At 45.9% G+C, this 17,882-nt stretch carries 19 protein-coding genes and 2 tRNA genes; 10 read left to right on the top strand and 11 right to left on the bottom strand.

Annotation, left to right across the window (positions count from 1 at the left end; translation table 11 throughout):
- Window positions 1-5 precede the first annotated feature (5 nt).
- The 4 genes from FJ023_07805 to FJ023_07820 form a co-directional block, all read right to left on the bottom strand.
- Complete coding sequence (locus FJ023_07805) at window positions 6-1,094, bottom strand: TRAP transporter substrate-binding protein (protein ID MBM4447235.1); 1,089 nt, start codon at window positions 1,092-1,094, stop codon at window positions 6-8.
- Between the two features lie 378 nt (window positions 1,095-1,472).
- Window positions 1,473-1,548: transfer RNA gene (locus tag FJ023_07810), tRNA-Ala, on the bottom strand.
- Between the two features lie 108 nt (window positions 1,549-1,656).
- Window positions 1,657-2,385, bottom strand: coding sequence for an acetolactate decarboxylase (gene budA, locus FJ023_07815; protein ID MBM4447236.1), 729 nt, complete (start codon window positions 2,383-2,385; stop codon window positions 1,657-1,659).
- 205 nt (window positions 2,386-2,590) lie between these two features.
- On the bottom strand, window positions 2,591-3,292 hold the full coding sequence (locus FJ023_07820) for an acetyl-CoA synthetase (protein MBM4447237.1): 702 nt from the start codon (window positions 3,290-3,292) through the stop codon (window positions 2,591-2,593).
- A 212-nt stretch (window positions 3,293-3,504) separates the two neighbouring features.
- Here FJ023_07820 and FJ023_07825 point away from each other — a divergent pair, with 212 nt between their 5' ends.
- The 5 genes from FJ023_07825 to FJ023_07845 all read left to right on the top strand — a co-directional run bounded on the left by FJ023_07825 (window position 3,505) and on the right by FJ023_07845 (window position 7,917).
- Window positions 3,505-4,128 (top strand): flavodoxin family protein, encoded by a 624-nt coding sequence (locus FJ023_07825; GenBank protein ID MBM4447238.1) that lies wholly within the window; start codon window positions 3,505-3,507, stop codon window positions 4,126-4,128.
- Window positions 4,129-4,231: 103 nt separating this feature from the next.
- Window positions 4,232-5,887 carry a methylmalonyl-CoA mutase gene (locus FJ023_07830; GenBank protein MBM4447239.1) on the top strand — a complete coding sequence of 552 codons (1,656 nt, stop codon included), beginning with the start codon at window positions 4,232-4,234 and terminating at the stop codon, window positions 5,885-5,887.
- A gap of 50 nt (window positions 5,888-5,937) precedes the next feature.
- Window positions 5,938-7,083 (top strand): acyl-CoA dehydrogenase, encoded by a 1,146-nt coding sequence (locus tag FJ023_07835; protein ID MBM4447240.1) that lies wholly within the window; start codon window positions 5,938-5,940, stop codon window positions 7,081-7,083.
- A gap of 9 nt (window positions 7,084-7,092) precedes the next feature.
- A complete protein-coding gene (gene mce, locus FJ023_07840; GenBank protein ID MBM4447241.1) occupies window positions 7,093-7,494 on the top strand; it encodes a methylmalonyl-CoA epimerase in 402 nt (133 codons plus the stop codon).
- A 12-nt stretch (window positions 7,495-7,506) separates the two neighbouring features.
- On the top strand, window positions 7,507-7,917 hold the full coding sequence (locus tag FJ023_07845) for a cobalamin B12-binding domain-containing protein (protein MBM4447242.1): 411 nt from the start codon (window positions 7,507-7,509) through the stop codon (window positions 7,915-7,917).
- A 9-nt stretch (window positions 7,918-7,926) separates the two neighbouring features.
- Here the strand turns inward: FJ023_07845 and FJ023_07850 are convergent, their stop codons facing one another.
- Both FJ023_07850 and FJ023_07855 read right to left on the bottom strand, forming a co-directional pair.
- The gene (locus FJ023_07850; GenBank protein ID MBM4447243.1) at window positions 7,927-8,853 is read right to left on the bottom strand and encodes a dihydroorotate dehydrogenase; all 927 of its coding nucleotides are present in this window, start codon (window positions 8,851-8,853) and stop codon (window positions 7,927-7,929) included.
- A gap of 1 nt (window position 8,854) precedes the next feature.
- The gene (locus FJ023_07855; GenBank protein ID MBM4447244.1) at window positions 8,855-9,178 is read right to left on the bottom strand and encodes an MTH1187 family thiamine-binding protein; all 324 of its coding nucleotides are present in this window, start codon (window positions 9,176-9,178) and stop codon (window positions 8,855-8,857) included.
- A gap of 275 nt (window positions 9,179-9,453) precedes the next feature.
- Here FJ023_07855 and rimI point away from each other — a divergent pair, with 275 nt between their 5' ends.
- The 4 genes from rimI (at window position 9,454) to FJ023_07875 (ending at window position 12,603) form a co-directional block, all read left to right on the top strand.
- Window positions 9,454-10,116, top strand: a complete 663-nt coding sequence (gene rimI, locus FJ023_07860; GenBank protein MBM4447245.1) for a ribosomal-protein-alanine N-acetyltransferase — start codon at window positions 9,454-9,456, stop codon at window positions 10,114-10,116.
- A gap of 45 nt (window positions 10,117-10,161) precedes the next feature.
- Window positions 10,162-10,749: a hypothetical protein gene (locus FJ023_07865; GenBank protein ID MBM4447246.1), complete on the top strand. Its 588-nt coding sequence runs from the start codon at window positions 10,162-10,164 to the stop codon at window positions 10,747-10,749.
- Window positions 10,750-10,879: 130 nt separating this feature from the next.
- Complete coding sequence (locus FJ023_07870) at window positions 10,880-12,046, top strand: hypothetical protein (GenBank protein ID MBM4447247.1); 1,167 nt, start codon at window positions 10,880-10,882, stop codon at window positions 12,044-12,046.
- A 311-nt stretch (window positions 12,047-12,357) separates the two neighbouring features.
- Entirely contained in the window at window positions 12,358-12,603 is a 246-nt protein-coding gene (locus tag FJ023_07875; protein ID MBM4447248.1) for a hypothetical protein, read from the top strand.
- A gap of 8 nt (window positions 12,604-12,611) precedes the next feature.
- Here FJ023_07875 and FJ023_07880 read toward each other — a convergent pair.
- The 5 genes from FJ023_07880 to surE all read right to left on the bottom strand — a co-directional run bounded on the left by FJ023_07880 (window position 12,612) and on the right by surE (window position 16,564).
- Window positions 12,612-12,687: transfer RNA gene (locus tag FJ023_07880), tRNA-Glu, on the bottom strand.
- A gap of 7 nt (window positions 12,688-12,694) precedes the next feature.
- Window positions 12,695-13,723, bottom strand: a complete 1,029-nt coding sequence (locus tag FJ023_07885; protein MBM4447249.1) for an N-acetyl-gamma-glutamyl-phosphate reductase — start codon at window positions 13,721-13,723, stop codon at window positions 12,695-12,697.
- Between the two features lie 20 nt (window positions 13,724-13,743).
- Window positions 13,744-14,373, bottom strand: a complete 630-nt coding sequence (locus FJ023_07890) for a histidine phosphatase family protein (GenBank protein ID MBM4447250.1) — start codon at window positions 14,371-14,373, stop codon at window positions 13,744-13,746.
- Window positions 14,374-14,382: 9 nt separating this feature from the next.
- Window positions 14,383-15,672: an acetyl-CoA C-acetyltransferase gene (locus tag FJ023_07895; GenBank protein ID MBM4447251.1), complete on the bottom strand. Its 1,290-nt coding sequence runs from the start codon at window positions 15,670-15,672 to the stop codon at window positions 14,383-14,385.
- Window positions 15,673-15,694: 22 nt separating this feature from the next.
- Window positions 15,695-16,564, bottom strand: coding sequence for a 5'/3'-nucleotidase SurE (gene surE, locus FJ023_07900; GenBank protein ID MBM4447252.1), 870 nt, complete (start codon window positions 16,562-16,564; stop codon window positions 15,695-15,697).
- 144 nt (window positions 16,565-16,708) lie between these two features.
- Between surE and FJ023_07905 the strand changes: the two genes are divergently transcribed.
- On the top strand, window positions 16,709-17,882 hold a 1,174-nt coding region (locus FJ023_07905; GenBank protein ID MBM4447253.1), incomplete at its 3' end, for a nucleotide sugar dehydrogenase.

The raw sequence follows: 17,882 nt of genomic DNA on the forward strand, positions 1-17,882 counted from the left end.
CCAGACTACTTAGGCACCAGTTCCTTTTCAGCCCATTCCACACAGGCTGCTTCAGAAGGTGACTTAGCACTCCAGTATTTCACTCGCTCGGCTATGTATTTTTCGTAATCAGCAGCCGGCAGTCCTTTGGCTGTCTTCTCTGTAATATATTGTTCAATCAACGGATTGGCAGCTTCCACCCATTTTGCCATCTCATCCGGGGGCAACTGTATCAACTCCCTGCCCTCGAACGTCAGGAGGAAATCGACTCCCGATTTGTCAGAGTAAGTCCACGCCTTAGCATGTTTCTCTATCCACTCTTTGCTTACTTCGGTGAAGACCTTCTGGATATTGGCTGGTAAGCTATCCCATTTAGCCTTATTTATGACCACAAACATGTCTGTGGTGTTGCCCACAGCGTAACAATTGGTCACATAGTTCACCACTTCAGCCTGTTTCCATCCCTTCAATACCTCGAGAGGAGCAAAGCTGCCATCTACTGTACCCTTGGACAGGAGCTCGTAAGCCTCTCCCTGCGGCTTACCTACACCTTTAGCCCCCAGTGTATCCATTATTTTGACACCCACACCTGTACCCCTTATTTGCAATCCCTGCAGGTCTTCTAATGTCCTCACCGGCTTCTTGGTAGTGAAAACCACACCAGGACCATGTGCGTGCAAATAAAGCACATGTACGTCGTTCAATTCCGCTGGTTTGAATTCTTGATAAAAATCGTTGGCAACCTTAGTAGCAACCCAGCCATTGGGGTAAGCGTGAGGCAAATCGACCAACTCGCTGGCCGGGAACCTCCCCATAGTGTAGGTAAAGCAAGACATGCCTATATCGGAAATGCCGTTGACCACACCATCATATATCCCTGCTGCTGGAGTTAATGTGCCAGTAGGGTAATAAGTAATTTCTATCCCACCGTTGGTGCGCGCCTTTATCTCGGCGCAAAACTGTTCAGCCAGTATGGAGTTCAAATTTGTGGGCGGGAAGAAATTGCTATACGTCAGCTTGATAGTCTCAGCCGGCGCTGGTTTTGCACAAGCACCTAGCACCAGTGCTCCTACCATCGTAAGAGCTAACAAGATAAACAGTATCTCTTTTTTCATTGATTTTCAACCTCCTTTTTTAGTTCTCGACCTCTTCATATAAGGCTATAAGCCAAAATTATACTCTTGAATGCAACTTAAGTGCTCGTACCTTCTTAGAAAGAAAGATGCACGAAACCTTAGAGAAATTGAGCGGCAGATGTTTAATAGTGAGGATATTCAGGACTGTGACTCCAGAGTTACTGCCTTGTACAGTAACTTACCCCGGAGTCACTGGCGGTAAATGTATTTATTAGCAGGCACCGGTCTTATTCCTGTAGCTTTGACTCTTGCGGAATAAAAACCCGCAGCAATAATGGCAAATTCTATAATATGGAGATACACGTTGTCAATACTACTCCGGTTGCTAAATGCCTTACTAGAATGCTCTCAAGTGGATGGTGGAGATAGGGGGATTCGAACCCCCGACCTCCGCGATGCGAACGCGGCGCTCTCCCAATTGAGCTATATCCCCTCAAAACAAATACTAACAAAGGCTACAAGTTTGGTCAAGCTAGGTGAGGATACGTTTCACTTCCACGGTGGCTTATCAAACGGGCTTACTCAACAAAGCTACTGACCCTCAGGGCAATGCCATGTAGAACTCTGAGGTATAATCAATTTCAGCTTGGGCGCTTTTTATTTTGCATTCAAGAAGATGACCACCATTTTTCCTGTCGGCAGTTATAAAGTGGAAGTGATAACCGGGCACGTTTATTTCGTCCACATAGGTCGGACACCAGAATCCTACTAGAGTACCAGTCACATCATGAAATTCAAACATCGTCTGTCCCTTCAAGGCTTCATCAAGGGGGGGATACGGTTTGCTTTGCGCAGCAACACTTCTTGCCTTGATATATTCGAAATCCCCCTCTATTTTGATTGCGTAAAAGATATTTCTGGTTGGCAACATGCCATCAAGATACTGCTTTAATTGCTCATGGCCTGATACATTATCCAAAGAAACAGCTTTATCTGGCTCAAAGAACGTTACAATCGCAAATGGCGTCTCCATCGAATCCTCTACAGGATAAGCTTTGCCATCTGCTTTAATTTGATAGAATTCGCTCCCCAGGGCAATCATCTCTCCATCAAGGTCGTCAAAAGTGCCTATCCCAAAATCACCATGTTTCTTCAGTTCCTTGTATATTAAGTCTCCATCGTAGTCACCTTCTGAAAGTGCGCTGAACATTGAAGTTTGGAACAGGACGTCTCTATCTCTTGTTGAGCTTAAGCAGCCTGACGCACATGTGGTTAAAATTAATAGAGCCAGCACCAGTAGCAAATAGACTTTCTTTATAATTCCCTCCATTGTTCTGCTCTTCGACTATATGTAAATACCGTTTGCTGATTTTCACTGAAAATTTTAGCTGGCATTGGCTAAACTTACAAAATGTTAGTAGGAGAGGTGGATGAAATCAAACCATTATGCTGGTGAGGGAAATCCTCGGCATTGTACAGAATGAATCCGGGAGAAGGCTACAGGGTCTTCAGCTTGACTTAATGAATATTCACTTTTACGAAGCGGGTTCTAGAATCACCCTGGCATCAACCGCCACTGCCCTGTTCTTATAAGCGAAAATAGGGTTAAGATCGAGTTCCTTTATTTCCGGGTTCTTATCAACGAAGTCAGAAACCTTCAACATTAAGTCTTCCAGGAATGGGACGTCAGCCGGCTCCTGCCCCCTATAACCTTCAAGCAGAGGATAACCTTTTATCTCCTTTATCATCTCATGGGCATCCCTCTTGACCAGCGGAACTATCCTGAAGGAAACATCTTTCAGTACCTCAACCAGTATCCCTCCCAGACCAAACATCAATACCGGCCCGAATTGCGCATCTTTGGTCATGCCGATAATAACTTCCACTCCGGGACGAGCCATTTTCTGCACCGATACACCCTCTATTTTCGCTTTTGGGTAGTGTTTCTTAATCGCAGAGACAATTTCACTATAAGCTTTGCCTACCTGGGCTGTGTTGGCTAGGCCTAGTTTAACACCACCAGAATCGCTCTTATGAATGACATCGGGCGAGACTATTTTTAGCACCACCGGAAACCCCATCTTCTTACTCAGGGAAACCGCTTCTGTCTTTGTCCGAGCCAGTTTCGATTCGACGACAGGTATTCCAGCCTCTTTCAGAAGCTCTTTGGACTCAATCTCAGTTAAATGTGCCCTGTTCTCTTTCCTGGCTTGCTTGAATATCTCGTTTTTGGTCATTTAAGTTCTCCTTAGAGTTATCACACATAAAAGCGACCTCAATTTTAGCCTATTTCATCGCTGCATGCAAAAGCACAAGGTTTTGTTTCTTGAAATTTCGGCAGACTCTAGATATATGCCATCGATTTATTATACACTAACCCTAAGAGGTGAGGATTCTCCAAATCTGTGGAGTGTTATCATATAATGAAAATGAACAGGAAGGAGCAAGTTTGTCAAAATCGCCAGAAACCCGCCCCTCTTCAAAGTTAAAGGTCTTAGGTATTGCCGGCAGTCCTCGTCGCGACGGCAACACCGACCAGTTGCTTCAACAGGTAATGGCTGGCGCTTCCAGTCAGGGAGCCGAAACGAAAACGGTCATCCTTAGTGAGTTGAATATCGCGCCCTGCCGCCACTGCGATGGCTGTATTAAAACCGGTAAATGCGTGATAGACGACGACATGCATTGGATACATGCCGACTTGAGAGAAGTTGACCGTGTAGTTCTAGCCTCGCCCATCTTTTTCATGGGAGTTACTGCCCAAACCAAAGCCATGATTGACCGTTGTCAGGCACTGTGGGTAATAAAATACGTACTTAAACTTCCAGTAGCGTTTAACCCCGGCAAAAAACGCAAAGGAAACTTTGTCTCAGTGGGTGGAACGAGGCTCCAAAATCTGTTTCAGCCAGCCATGGCTACGGTCAAAAGTTGGTTTACAACTCTGGATGTCAGATACACTGGCGAACTGGTCTTCTCTGGAATTGATGAAAGGGAATCCATCCATCTGCATCCAACAGCGCTTAAAGATGCCTTTGCTCTTGGTCAAAAACTAGCCGCTAGTAATCTGACAGAGTAAACTGCGCATCAAGTAAAGACCTATTGCCAGTACTTTATCATTTCCAGTAACTCGTGTTAAAATGTCTCGGCCTGGAATTGCAAAATAGCATAGGAGACCACTCATGACTAGTAAAAAGAAGCAGGAATGGCAAGAAACCACATTAGCTCCAACCCTCAAGCGCTTTCCCGAGCGACAAGAGAAATTTGAGACCAGCTCGGGGATTGATATCTCGCCAGTTTATGCTCCAGAAGATATACCAAATTTCGACTACCTTGCTGCTTTAGGCTATCCTGGAGAGTACCCGTTCACCCGCGGTATACAACCCAACATGTATCGCGGTAGACTATGGACAATGCGTCAGTATGCCGGCTTTGGCACTGCTGAGGAATCTAACAAGCGTTACCGCTACTTGCTGGAACAAGGGCAGACTGGCTTGAGCATTGCCTTTCAGTTGCCTACCCAAATCGGCTATGATTCAGACCATCCCCTGGCTAGGGGTGAAGTTGGTAAGGTTGGAGTGGCTATAGATACTTTGGAGGACATGGAAATTCTTTTTAAGGATATTCCGTTAGACAAGGTCAGTACATCCATGACCATAAATTCTACCGCCCCTATCCTTCTGGCTATGTACATTGCCCTAGTTAAAAAGCAAGGAGTTGACCCGGCTAAGCTGGACGGCACCATTCAGAATGATATCCTAAAGGAATATATTGCCCGGGGCACGCACATTTTTCCGCCTCGTCCATCAATGCGCCTGACAACTGATATCTTTGCTTATTGCAGCCAGCATGTCCCACGGTGGAACACCATCAGTATCAGCGGTTACCATATACGCGAAGCTGGTTCCACAGCAGCTCAGGAAATCGCCTTTACCCTGGCTAACGGTATTGCCTACGTTCAGGCAGCCATTGATGCCGGGCTGGATGTGGATGAATTTGGTGGCCGGCTCTCTTTCTTTTTCAACGCACATAACAATCTTTTTGAAGAGGTGGCTAAGTTTAGGGCTGCGCGTCATCTCTGGGCTAAGATTATGAGCCAGGGGTTTAAAGCTAAGGACCCTCGCTCGATGATGCTGCGCTTCCATGCGCAAACCGCCGGCTGTACCCTGACCGCACAACAACCATACAACAATATCGTCAGAGTAGCTGTCCAAGCCCTGGCCGCAACTCTAGGTGGAACACAATCGCTTCATACAAATTCCTTCGATGAAGCGTATGCTACACCATCTCAAGAGGCAGTAACCATTGCCCTGCGCACTCAGCAACTCCTAGCTTATGAGACAGGCATTGGTGATGTCGTTGACCCACTTGGTGGGTCGTATTTCATAGAATACATCACCGAGGCTTTAGAAAGACAAGCTACCGAATACATTGATAAAATCGACAAGCTGGGTGGTGCTGTAGCTGCCATAGAGCAAGGTTTCCAACAAAAAGAAATCCAAGAAAGCTCTTATCGTCAGCAGAAGAACATCGAGGAAAACAAAGCAACCGTGATAGGTGTCAACAAATTTGTCTCATCGTCCCCCAAAATAGCAGAACTACTGCGAGTAAACCCTGAGCTGGAAATAAAACAAAAAGAAAGATTATCCCAAGTAAAGAAAAATAGAGACAAGGACAAGGTTACCAAGGCGCTTAAAAACCTGGAAGAGGTAGCCCGCAGCCAAGATAACACCATGCCAGCATTTATCGATTGTGTTGAGGCTTATGCCAGTATCGGTGAGATATGTGATGTGCTGCGCAAAGTTTTTGGTACCCAGAAAGAATACCTTGCTTTCTGAAGATGGATAAGCGTATAAATGCATAAAATTAAACACAGGAGGAGCGCCAGATGGATTTTCAGTTAACCGAGGAGCAAAAGATGTTCCAAGCTATGGTACGCGACTTTGCTACCAACGAGGTCAAGCCATTAGCAGCAAAAATCGATGAAGAGGGGAACTGCCCGGACGAAATTATAAAGAAGGCGGCCAGTTTGGGCCTGTTCGGCATTACTATTGATGAGGAGTATGGAGGCAGCGGTGGCGATTATCTATCTATGGCTATTGCTGCAGAAGAATTATGTCGGGCTTCGGCTTCCGTGGGCACAGTCTTTCTAGCCAGCTTATCATTGGCCTGCTACCCTATTTACAAATTTGGAAATGAAGAACAAAAGCATAAATATGTTACACCCGTAGCCAAAGGAGAAAAATTAGCCTGTTTCGCATTGACCGAATCTGGGGCGGGAAGCGATGCCGGAGCTTTAGAAACAACTGCCATATTGCAGGACGACAAATACATTATTAATGGCACTAAGATATTCATAACCAATGGTGCTGAAGCTGGAATAGCTACGGTTTTTGCCACCATTGACAAATCGCTGGGACATCGGGGCATAACTGCCTTCATCGTTGAAAAAGGTACCCCGGGCTTCTCTGTAGGCAAGGAGGAGAACAAGCTTGGTATACGCGGCTCATCGACAACAGAGTTGGTATTCGAAAACTGTCAGATACCGGCAGCCAACCTGTTGGGTGAACAAAGTCGTGGGTTAAGGGTAGCCTTAGAGGCCATAGATTCCAGCCGTGTCACTGTAGCTGCCCAAGCGCTAGGTATCGCTCAGGCGGCATTTGATGATTCTCTTGCCTATGCCAAAGAACGCCAGCAATTCGGACAAGCGATAGCCAACTTCCAGGCAATTCAGTGGATGCTCGCTGATATGGCAACCCATATTGATGCTGCTCGGCTGTTGACCTACAGGGCTGCCTGGCTCAAAGACCATAATATGCCATTTATGAAAGAGGCAGCTATGGCAAAAGTCTATGCTGCTGAAACCTCCAAAATGGTTACTAATAATGCCGTTCAAATTCATGGTGGTTATGGCTACTGCAAAGACTATCCAGTAGAACGCTATCTGCGCGATGCTAAAATAACCGAAATCTATGAGGGGACCTCAGAAATGCAGAGAATGACCATAGCCCGAGCTCTTACTAGAGGGGATTAAAGGAGAAAAATGATTAAAAAAGTTCACCATGTTGCTATTGTAGTCAAAAATCTGGATGAGGCACTTCAACTTTACGATAACCTCTTTGGGGCTAAACCCAGCAAGATAGAAACTTTGCCACAGCAAGGAGTAAAAGCAGCCCTCTTGCCTATGGCTGAAGGTGGGGAAATCGAGTTTCTCGAGCCGATTGACCCGCAAAGCGGTGTAGGCAAATTTCTCGAAAGCCGGGGCGAGGGAATTCATCATATATGCTTCGAAGTTGAGAACGTTGACCAGGAGCTTTGTACCTTAGCTGATAAAGGTGTTCAACTGATTGACAAGGAAGGCCGCCCCGGTCTAGCCGGTAAAGTCGGCTTCCTACATCCTAAATCAACCAAAGGGGTACTCATTGAACTGGCGCAGAAAGTATAAGGAGAAGGGCTGATGGCAGAAGAAGCAAAAATTCGAGTATTAGTTGCAAAACCAGGCCTTGATGGTCATGACCGTGGAGCTAAGGTTGTTGCCAGAGCACTCCGAGATGCCGGAATGGAAGTAGTCTATACTGGAATCAGGCAAACACCAGAAATGATAGTTGAGGCAGCAGTACAAGAGGATGTTGATGTTGTCGGTTTAAGTATTCTTTCCGGTGCGCACTTGGAACTTTTCCCACCAATTGTGGAAGGGCTTAAGAAGAAGGGAAGGACTGATGTTTTACTTGTTGCCGGTGGCATTATACCAGACGAGGATATCCCCGCATTGCAGAAGATAGGCATAAAAGCCATTTTTGGCCCAGGTACCCCCACACCAAAGATTATCGAGTTTATCAGGAGCGAACTGACCGGCAAAAATAATTAAGCAAGTTTATCACCTTCTGGCAATTCCAACGATATCTTTCAGATTCTGTATCCCCTTCTTTTTCATAAATTGCTCAATGCCATCCAGTACATCCAGAACGGCTTGAGGGCTGGTCAAGTTAACCGTGCCAACCTGTACAGCACTAGCCCCGGCCATTAGAAATTCTAAAGCGTCAGCAGCGCAACTAATGCCACCGCAGCCAATTATAGGTATACCAACGATCCCAGCAACCTTATACACCATGTAGAGAGCGATCGGCTTGATAGCTGGACCGGAAAGCCCACCTACGGTATTACCCAAAGAAGGCTGGCATTTATTTATATCTATAGCCATTCCTCGCACTGTATTAATCAAGGTTATAGCATCAGCTCCAGCTTCATATACTGCCGAGGCAATTTCTCCAATATCAGTGACGTTAGGACTTAACTTAACGATAATGGGTAAGCTGCTGACTGATTTAACCATTTTGGTCACTTCTGCTGCAGACCTCGGGTTAGTGCCAAATTCCATCCCACCAGATGCTACATTAGGGCAACTTATGTTGACTTCGATACCGCTTACGCCGGGAATGCCCTCTAGCCTAGCAGCGACTTCTTGATACGCATCTATAGTTTCGCCAGCGATATTAACAATAACTGGCACTCGCCATTTAGCCCAAACAGGAGCTTTTTCTTTTATCACAGCCTCGACCCCAATATTCTCCAAACCTACAGAATTAATAACCCCGGAAGCTGTCTCCACCAGCCGTGGTTGCGGATTACCTTCTCTAGCCCTTAAAGTTGTGCCTTTACAAACGATAGCTCCCAGCCTTTTTATGTCAATTAGTTTGCTATATTCAACACCATAGCCAAAGGTGCCAGAGGCTGTCATCACAGGATTAGCCAGAAGTAGGCCCTTTGGATGCCCTGGTGTTAACTGGACACTTAGGTTACCCATTTCAAGCCTTAATTGACGGACGCAATTTGCGCACAGACTCCACTTTGCTAGCCATAGTTGTTGGTTTGTCCCGGCGGTCATCTATTTTCAGGTGGGTAACTACTCGCGATGCACCCCTAGTAAAAGGAACCTCGTGCATCTTGCGAACCGCTTCAAGTAGTTTATCAAGGGGACCTTCAATGACAGTCCCCATTGGAGTAAGACGATAAGTTAAGTCTTTCCTCCCTTTAAGTACCTCGAGACATGAAACAACATGGTGGCTCAACCCTGTATCGCCTGTACCTATTGGAATAATTGACACTTCTGCAACAACGCGTCCTTTCATCACCACCTCCTACATATAGTATAGCCAAGGTTATGAAGAAAATATAGTATCGCGATTATTTACCAAGGGTGAGGCTACATGTGTGTGGTGATAGGTAATTCTAGGGTCAAGGCTACATGTTGTGTTGCTAGACACCCACATAAGGTTACAACTACATTGGAAAGGGTACATTGTTAAACGCTCTGACAGCATCGGCTTTTATCATATATAAAGAAATATGCTAAAATCTTAACCAATAGTCTAAAGAGGGCAAAATCGAGATATTCAAGGAGCTCATGAGTTATATTATCCGACGTATGCAAGACGGAGACATTCCACAGGCGCTTGAGATAGACCGCGAGGCTTTCCCAGCTCAGTGGCCTCACCCATCGTATGATTCCTTCAAACAGGAACTCCGCAACCGGTTAGCCCTTTATGTAGTGGTTGTTAAACCAAGCGAAATTGAAGCGACTAAACAAGACACTGACGACAAAGGTTTTTGGCAGAAACTGCAGCACCTTTTCGACCATGCCCGCTTCTTTGGGGAAGAAGTCTCCCCACATCAGAAGGAATACATCGTTGGCATTGCTGGTTTCTGGATAATGGTAGATGAGGCACATATTACTACTCTTGCCATACGAAACGCTTACCGCCGACAGGGTATAGGAGAACGACTACTAATTCAAATCATCGAAATGGCGGCACAACTTAAGGCTAACGTGGTTACACTAGAAGTACGTGTCTCAAACAAACAAGCCCAAGCACTATACGAGAAATATAGATTCCAAAAGGTTGGCGTACGCCGGGCTTACTATACAGACAACGGAGAAGATGCAGTGCTCATGACCACCGATTCTCTGACTTCCAGCGTTTTTCAATCACACTTTAAGCAACTTAGACAAGCTAATAAAAACAGATGGCGAGAACTCTATGTAAATGAATTATCAAAGGTCGCTTAACAAACTCTATTATGTTAAACACCATCTTGGCATGTGGGTGGTATTATGAGTGAGATGAAAAGCGCCCGGGAAAAAGCCATGGAAAAAGTAGAAAAGCTGGGCAAACCCACTGAAGACGAGGTCAAACGATTTGAGTGTGTCCCAGTCGGAAATAAACTGGCTTCCAGATATCTTCAAGAAGCTGATTTTAATCTAGATGCCGAACTGATGAAATACAAAGGCACCGGATTAAGGAAATACATAGCTCAGGGTGCCCAGGAGATATTCCTGCATAATATAATCCTCCCCCAAAGTGAGCGAGACAAAGAAATCACAAAAAGAGCTATGACTGGCTTAAGGGTAGCAAAAGAAAACAAAAACCAACTCGAAACTATCCTGGACCGGATAACTAATCTACTCAATTATTATGAGCAAGCCTGCCAGCAGACCTACTCGCAGTTCAAAAAGGGTTTCGAAGCAAGACTACAAGAAAGTAATCAAGTTTTACAAAAGCAACCCGGAAATGCTGTCCCTATCGAGGTACAGCTTCAGGCTCAATTCCAGGCAGAATGGCACAAGCTCAGCAGCCAACTCAATGCTCAATACGAAAAAGTACTCGAGGAACATAAACAACAGATACAAAAAATAGGTTGAGGCTCACTCAAAACCAGGCGAATAATTGGGTAAACTACACTTCAGTCTACTATTATCTGTTACTGTAGCCATAATAATTAGCTGCAGTTATCAGGCAAAGCCAGCAATGCCTACATCTCAGCCTGGAGAAATGCCAACAGAAACACAAGCCGGACCTGTAGCCGAGCCAGAAACAGAACATGCCATCCCCACAGAATACCAGCCCCTCTACGAAGACATATCGCAGAAACTAGAGACATTTGACAGTTATTTAAACTCTCACTGGAATGGGGTGAAACAAAAAGTAACCTTCGGTGCTGAACTGCTTCCCGCCAATGGACATATGGGCGAAAGACTGTTTACCGAAGAGAATTATAAGGGCACCTTGATTTATTTGGACGGCTTGCAATCCATAGGCATCCAGGGTGTAAAAATAGCCATCAGCTATCCGTTGTTGTCACCTGACTTCCCTAACTCCGACAGATATTTAGAATATTACAAAAACCTTGTCTTAGAACTGAAAAAAAGGGACATGAAGATATTGATTGCCATCGGCAACCTGCTTCCAGATCCATCTTTCACCGATTTACAAGTGTCTTTTTCAAATCTAACTTTTCCCAAATACCGCCAATCCAAACGCCAAATAACGGAAAGGATAATCAAGGAGATTCACCCCGACTATTTAACCATAGCCAACGAGCCTTCCACCGAGGCCATGTCCACGGGGCTTAACGTAACAGTACCTGAATTTACAGAGACGGTGCGCTACGTCTTGAATGGACTCGATCGCTCTGGCGTGCTCATTGGAGCTGGTACCGGCACTTGGAACCATCTGGATTATGTCAAGTCGCTGGCCAGAGATACCGGCATTGACTACATTGACATCCACATATATCCGGCTAACTTCCTTGAGCAAGCCGGCACCATTGCTGACATTGCACGTGCCCATAACAAAAGACTCATTATCGGTGAAGCCTGGACTTACAAGGTATACGATAACGAACTGGGAGACTTAGGCAACATTGCTACCCAGGCAATGATGTTCAGCAGAGATGTGTACAGCTTCTGGGAACCTCTGGATTCCAAATTCCTGGAAATCCTGGTCAAGCTGGCTAACTACAAGGGGTATGGGTTCATTTCTCCGTTCTGGTCCAAGTACTTTTTTGGCTATCTGGATTATAAAGCAGTCCATAATAGCCTCACCTACCGACAGCTAACTCAGCTATCCAATCAAAAAGCTGTTCAGAATATCCTTAACCATAAGCTTACCGGCGCCGGCTTGACTTACCAGAATCTTATAAACGCAGCCTCAAGATAAACTTCCCAGCCAGCATCCCGTTATAACAACCAAGGAGACAGAAAATGAACAAGCAGGAATTTGAGGAACTGGTAAAACTTCTAAAAGAAGGTAACAAATATCTGGAGAATATAAGCTCACGTTTGGACAAGATAGATAGTACACTTGAGAAAATAAAAGGAGAGACAAAGAAAAAGCGCGGGTCTATGTTCGACCTTTAGTTGCAAGACCCGTGGGCGGCTTGTCTAGGTCGAGTTCAGTCTTAACATATCATCATCCAATGATTTAGAATAGTCCAGGTCTTGCCAAAAGAAAACTGAAAGGAGAAAGACATGCGATTCAAGTGCGTTACCTGCGGAATCGAATTCGATAACATAGAGCAGTTAGCCAGTCATAAGAAGCAGCACCAGGCTGCTCCAGCGGGCTCCCAAGGTGTGATTTGTTTGGGTTGTGGCAAAGGCATACCGCTGGAGCCATCTCAGATGAATTACAGTGGCCCACTCACCTGCCATAATTGCCACCGGACGATGACCGTGGTCATTGAGGGTGGGGAAGTCTGTGTAGCTCGCCTTGGCTAAAAGAGATTTGGTGCCCCCAAGGGAATTCGAATCCCTGTTTTCAGCTTGAAAGGCTGACGTCCTAGTCCCCTAGACGATGGGGGCAGAGGAGTTAGGGGTAAATCGGTAAGGCTTCAAGCTCGGCAGTTTCAGGAAAGCCAGACATTATATTCATATTCTGTATAGCCTGTCCAGCCGCCCCTTTTACCAGGTTGTCTAAACAGCTTATGACTATAATCCTGCCAGTCCTAGCATCAACAGTAGGATAAACGAGGCAAAGATTGCTTCCCCAGGTTTGTTTCGTCTCAGGTGGCTTATCAACCACCTTGACAAAAGGTTCCCCTTTATAATAATCGCGATATAGTTCTAATACCTTCTCCTTCTTAACCAATTGGCTCTCTTTCAGCTTGGCATAGCACGAGCTTAATATGCCCCGAGACATCGGCACCAGATGAGGCAAAAATGTCACCGAAACAGGGGAACCTAGATTCAGAGTTTCAAGCCCCTGGACAATTTCTGGCAAATGACGATGCCCATGCACGGAATAGGCACGGACAGTATCAACAGCCTCGGTATAATGGGTTGATAAACTTAAAGTCCTGCCGGCACCGGAGACACCTGATTTGCTATCAATGATGATATCTGGCTCGATCAGGCCTTCCTTAACTGCCGGTGCTAGAGCCAGCAGTGCTCCTGTTGGATAGCAACCGGGATTGGCAACCAAATTGGCTGTAGCGATCTCGGAACGATGTAATTCAGGCAAGCCATAAACAGTTTTCTGCAATAATTCCGGTGCTGGATGAGCAAAGTCGTACCACAGTGGATACTGACTAGCATCTTTGAGCCTGAAATCAGCGCTGATGTCGACAACTTTAATGCCACGTTCAACTAAGGGTATTATGACTTCAGCGCTTGCCTTATGTGGCATTGCAGAAAAGACGAGGTCAACTTCATCAAGCTCTGCAGTGATCGTTATGTCAATTTCAGCTAGGTGTGGGAAAACCTCGGCTAGCTTCTGTCCGGCAGTGCTCCTGCCTGTAATTGAGCCAAGCTTAACTCTCGGGTGCTTATAGAGCAACCTAGCCAACTCTGCACCGGCATAACCGGTAACATTTATGATTCCGACTCTTATCTTTGACATATTCAAATCCAAGCGAGACTCTAGTTTACACCTTTCAGGTGGCAGGTGTCATTTAGAAATAAGGCCGAAGGTACACCTTCTCTCACTTCAAAGAGGTTAACGGCGCAGACATCCTGAGTTATCTCCCAGAAATGCGAATTATCTAAACCTAGTAAACTGAGAATAAGAATCTGGCAGACCACTTTGTGTGTCACCAAAACAACCGTTTCTTTAGGATGCTGTGCTATCAAGCCATCCACCGCAAAAGCAGCTCTCTCTCTGACCTCGGCAAGGTACTCGCCTCCGGGAAATTTCACTTTGTGTGGGCTGTTTAGCCACATTGAATAAAGATTACCATGCTTGGCAGCCGCTTCCTCAGGAGACAAACCCTGCCACTCTCCATAATCTATGTCGATAATACCAGGGAGTGACTTCACCTCCAAATTAAAAGGCCTGGCTAGTACTTTGGCTGTGGTCAAGGCCCTGCGAAGTGGGCTAGAACAAACTGCTGAAACTTGCCAGTCTGCAATCCGTGCAGCTGCAGCTTCAGCTTGTCTAATACCTATCTCATCAAGCTCGATATCAGCTCTACCTCTAAATCTTTCTACCCGGTTCCACTCCGTCCGCCCATGCCTGACCACAATAAGTCGAGTCAATTCTGCTAACTCCAGACAGGGACATTATCTCTCTATAACCATCGCCATGCCCTGCCCTCCACCAATGCACATGGTTACCAGACCAAGATGCAAGTTTTGCCTCTTCATCTCATGGAGTATTGTGACCACCAGTCTGGCTCCGGTACAGCCAATAGGATGTCCCAGGGAAATGCCACTTCCGCGGACATTGGTATTATCTGTACTTAATACTAGTTCTCTAATGCAAGCAATAGCCTGGGAGGCGAAGGCTTCATTCAGCTCAATAATATCCAAATCCTTAACACCAACTCCAGCCTTCTCCAGCGCCTTTTTCACCGCTGGTATCGGCCCCAATCCCATATAAGCCGGGTCGACACCTCCAGAGGCATAAGACTTGACCATCCCCATCGGCTTCAGCTTCAACTCATCAGCTCTTTCCCGGCTCATCAGCACTACCGCCGCAGCAGCATCATTAATACCAGAAGCGTTGCCCGCAGTTACTGTGCCATCTTTCTTAAATACTGGCGGCAACTTCGCCATCTTTTCCAGACTTGTGTCCATCGGTCGCTCGTCAGTATCAAAGACAAAAGCTTCGCCCTTTTTTTGTGGAATAACCACCGGCACTATCTCTTGCTTGAATAAACCTTGAGTTATAGCTTCTCTGGCTCGCTGATGGCTCAAAAGCCCTAGTTCATCCTGTTCCTGCCGGGAAATGCTATACTTCTGGGCAATATTTTCTGCAGTCAACCCCATATGGTAGCCATAGAATATCTCCCACAATCCATCGTAAACCATGAGGTCTATAGCCTCGCCTTTGGCATTTACATCCATGCGATAACCCCAACGAGCCCGAGGTAGAACATAAGGGGCATAACTCATGTTTTCCATACCGCCAGCGACAACTGCTTCAGCTTGGCCGAGCATTATTGCCTGCGCACCTAATGTAATTGCTTTAAGCCCTGAAGCACATATCTTATTTACAGTAAAGGCATTCGTCTCCTTAGGCAAACCAGCATAGATAGCAGCCTGTCTGGCAGTATTTTGTCCCTGCCCTCCCTGCAACACATTGCCCATAATTACTTCATCGACTTGAACCTCTTTAAGTGTATCATCCCAGTCATAGTGAGCTTTCTCCAGCTCAGTCAGCCCAGCATCCTTCGCTGCTTTTGGTGCATAGTCGAGCAACTCTTTGCCAGCTCTAGGTCTTAGACCAGCCCGTTTCAATGTTTCTTTGATCACCAGCGCCCCAAGGTTTACCACAGGAACATCCCTCAAAGAGCCACCGAAGGCCCCGATAGCTGTCCTGACGCCGCTGACAATAACTACCTCTGACATAACTCTATACTCCAAATCTAGTTTAAGAAGCTTCGTTGCCCGATAACTTACGGAAAAGCTCCGGGGCCAGGCCTTTAAGAAGCTCGCGGCTGGAGCCGTCCGGATTTCCAAACAAAGGAGTAACTGAAACCCTATTATGCTCCAATGCCCAGATATCAGTTCCTGAAGTCGGATACCACTCAGACTTGCCACGCATAATCCAGTGGTATTGCCTCTTACCATCATGTCCCGGTTCAATCCTATCAGCATACCTACGCTTGCCTAACCTGGTAATCTCAATTCCTTCGAGTTTCTCCCGCGGCAAATTAGGTAGGTTGACATTCAGCAGTATTCTTCGAGGCATATCTCTATCAACAATTTCTCCGACTAATAGTTTGGCTAGTCTGGCAGCCACATCAAAATGAAGACTTCCAAAAGCAGCTATAGAAAAGGCAAGGGCAGGAACGCCGTAAAAAAGGCCTTGCAAAGCAGCCCCCACTGTTCCTGAGATATAAACATCATCGCCTAGATTCGGCCCCTCATTGATGCCAGCTACTACCAAATCCACCCCGTCTTTCAGGATATGCCTGATGGCTAGAATTACACTATCTGCAGGACTGCCCTCTACTGAGTATGCATTTACTCCCTCAAGCGGTGTCCTTATCTCAATCATTCTCAGAGGATGGCGTAGCGTCACCGAGGTGCCGGCACCACTCTGGTCCCTATCTGGAGCCACTACCGTTACCGTGGCTATATCTCGCAATTCCTTTACCAATGCCCATAGCCCATCGGCATATACGCCATCATCATTGCTAATCAGTATCTTCACAGCAGTTTCCCAAAAGCTATTTGAGTTTATCACATCAAACAGCAGAGGACAAACTTGCGTGGTTCCTGTCTTGTTTGGTATGATTTTTTCAACAAGGCTGAGCTACAGGCGTATCAGATTCATTGAGGATATCGACGCGCTCGAGCTCTTTATTATTGAGGGCAATCATACGAATCAGAGCAGAGTTATATTTCAAAGCTATACAATGGATTGACAGGTGGGGATGTTATGATAAAGCTGGAAGAAAAAATCAGCATTAGGTCCGCCAAAATAGGTATAGTTGGGCTTGGTTATGTTGGCCTACCGCTGGCGGTAGCTTTCTCAACAGCTGGTTTTAAGGTATTGGGTATAGATATTCAACAAAAAAGGGTAGATGCGGTTAATCGTGGACAGTCTTATATCGCCGATGTTCCTGCAGAATACCTTGGAAGTGTAATAGCCAGCAATTGTCTGCAAGCAACCACGGACCAGAGCAGCCTGCGGAATGTAGATGCTATCTGTATTTGTGTGCCTACCCCCTTAACCAAGACTAAGGACCCTGATCTCTCTCATGTAATCCATGAGTCTAAAAAGGTGGCTAAATATCTCCAGCCTGAGCAACTCGTTGTTTTGGAAAGCACCACCTATCCCGGTACTACCAGACAGGTGGTATTACCTATCTTAGAATCCGCAAAGCTTAAGTGTGGCGTTGATTTTTATCTGGCTTATTCGCCGGAAAGGGTAGACCCTGGCAATAAGAAATACAGTATTAAGAACACCCCGAAAATTGTTGGCGGCATAAACCCAGAATCCACTCATGTGGCTAGGGTTCTTTATTCTAAGATAGCTGACACTGTGATTCCCGTATCATCTCCAGAAGTAGCTGAGATGACAAAGATTTTTGAGAATGTCTTTCGCAGTGTGAACATAGCACTTGTCAATGAGCTGGCACAGCTCTGCCATAACATGAATGTGAATGTCTGGGAAGTTATCGATGCTGCATCAACAAAACCTTTTGGCTATATGCCATTCTATCCTGGCCCCGGTGTGGGTGGTCATTGTATTCCCTTAGACCCGTATTACTTGTCCAACAAGGCCAGGGAATTTGATTTTCATACCAGATTTATCGAGTTGGCAGCTGAGATTAATGAGCATATGCCGCATTATGTTGTTTTCCGCATTATGGAAGCGTTAAATGCAGTAGGCAAAAGCTTGAACAGAGCCAAGGTTTTTATCTTGGGAGTGACCTATAAGAAAGATGTCGAAGATACAAGAGAGTCGCCTTGCTTGAAGTTAATCCAGCTCCTCCGTGAAAAGGGGGCTAATGTAAGTTATCACGATCCCTACGTGCCAAAGCTACAGTTTCCTCAAAACAGCCTCGCCTCGACTGAGCTGAATAAGAAAAGCTTGTCCTCGGCTGATT

This window comes from Chloroflexota bacterium (assembly GCA_016875875.1).
In the GTDB taxonomy this organism is placed as follows: Bacteria; Chloroflexota; Dehalococcoidia; order GIF9; family UBA5629; genus 9FT-COMBO-48-23.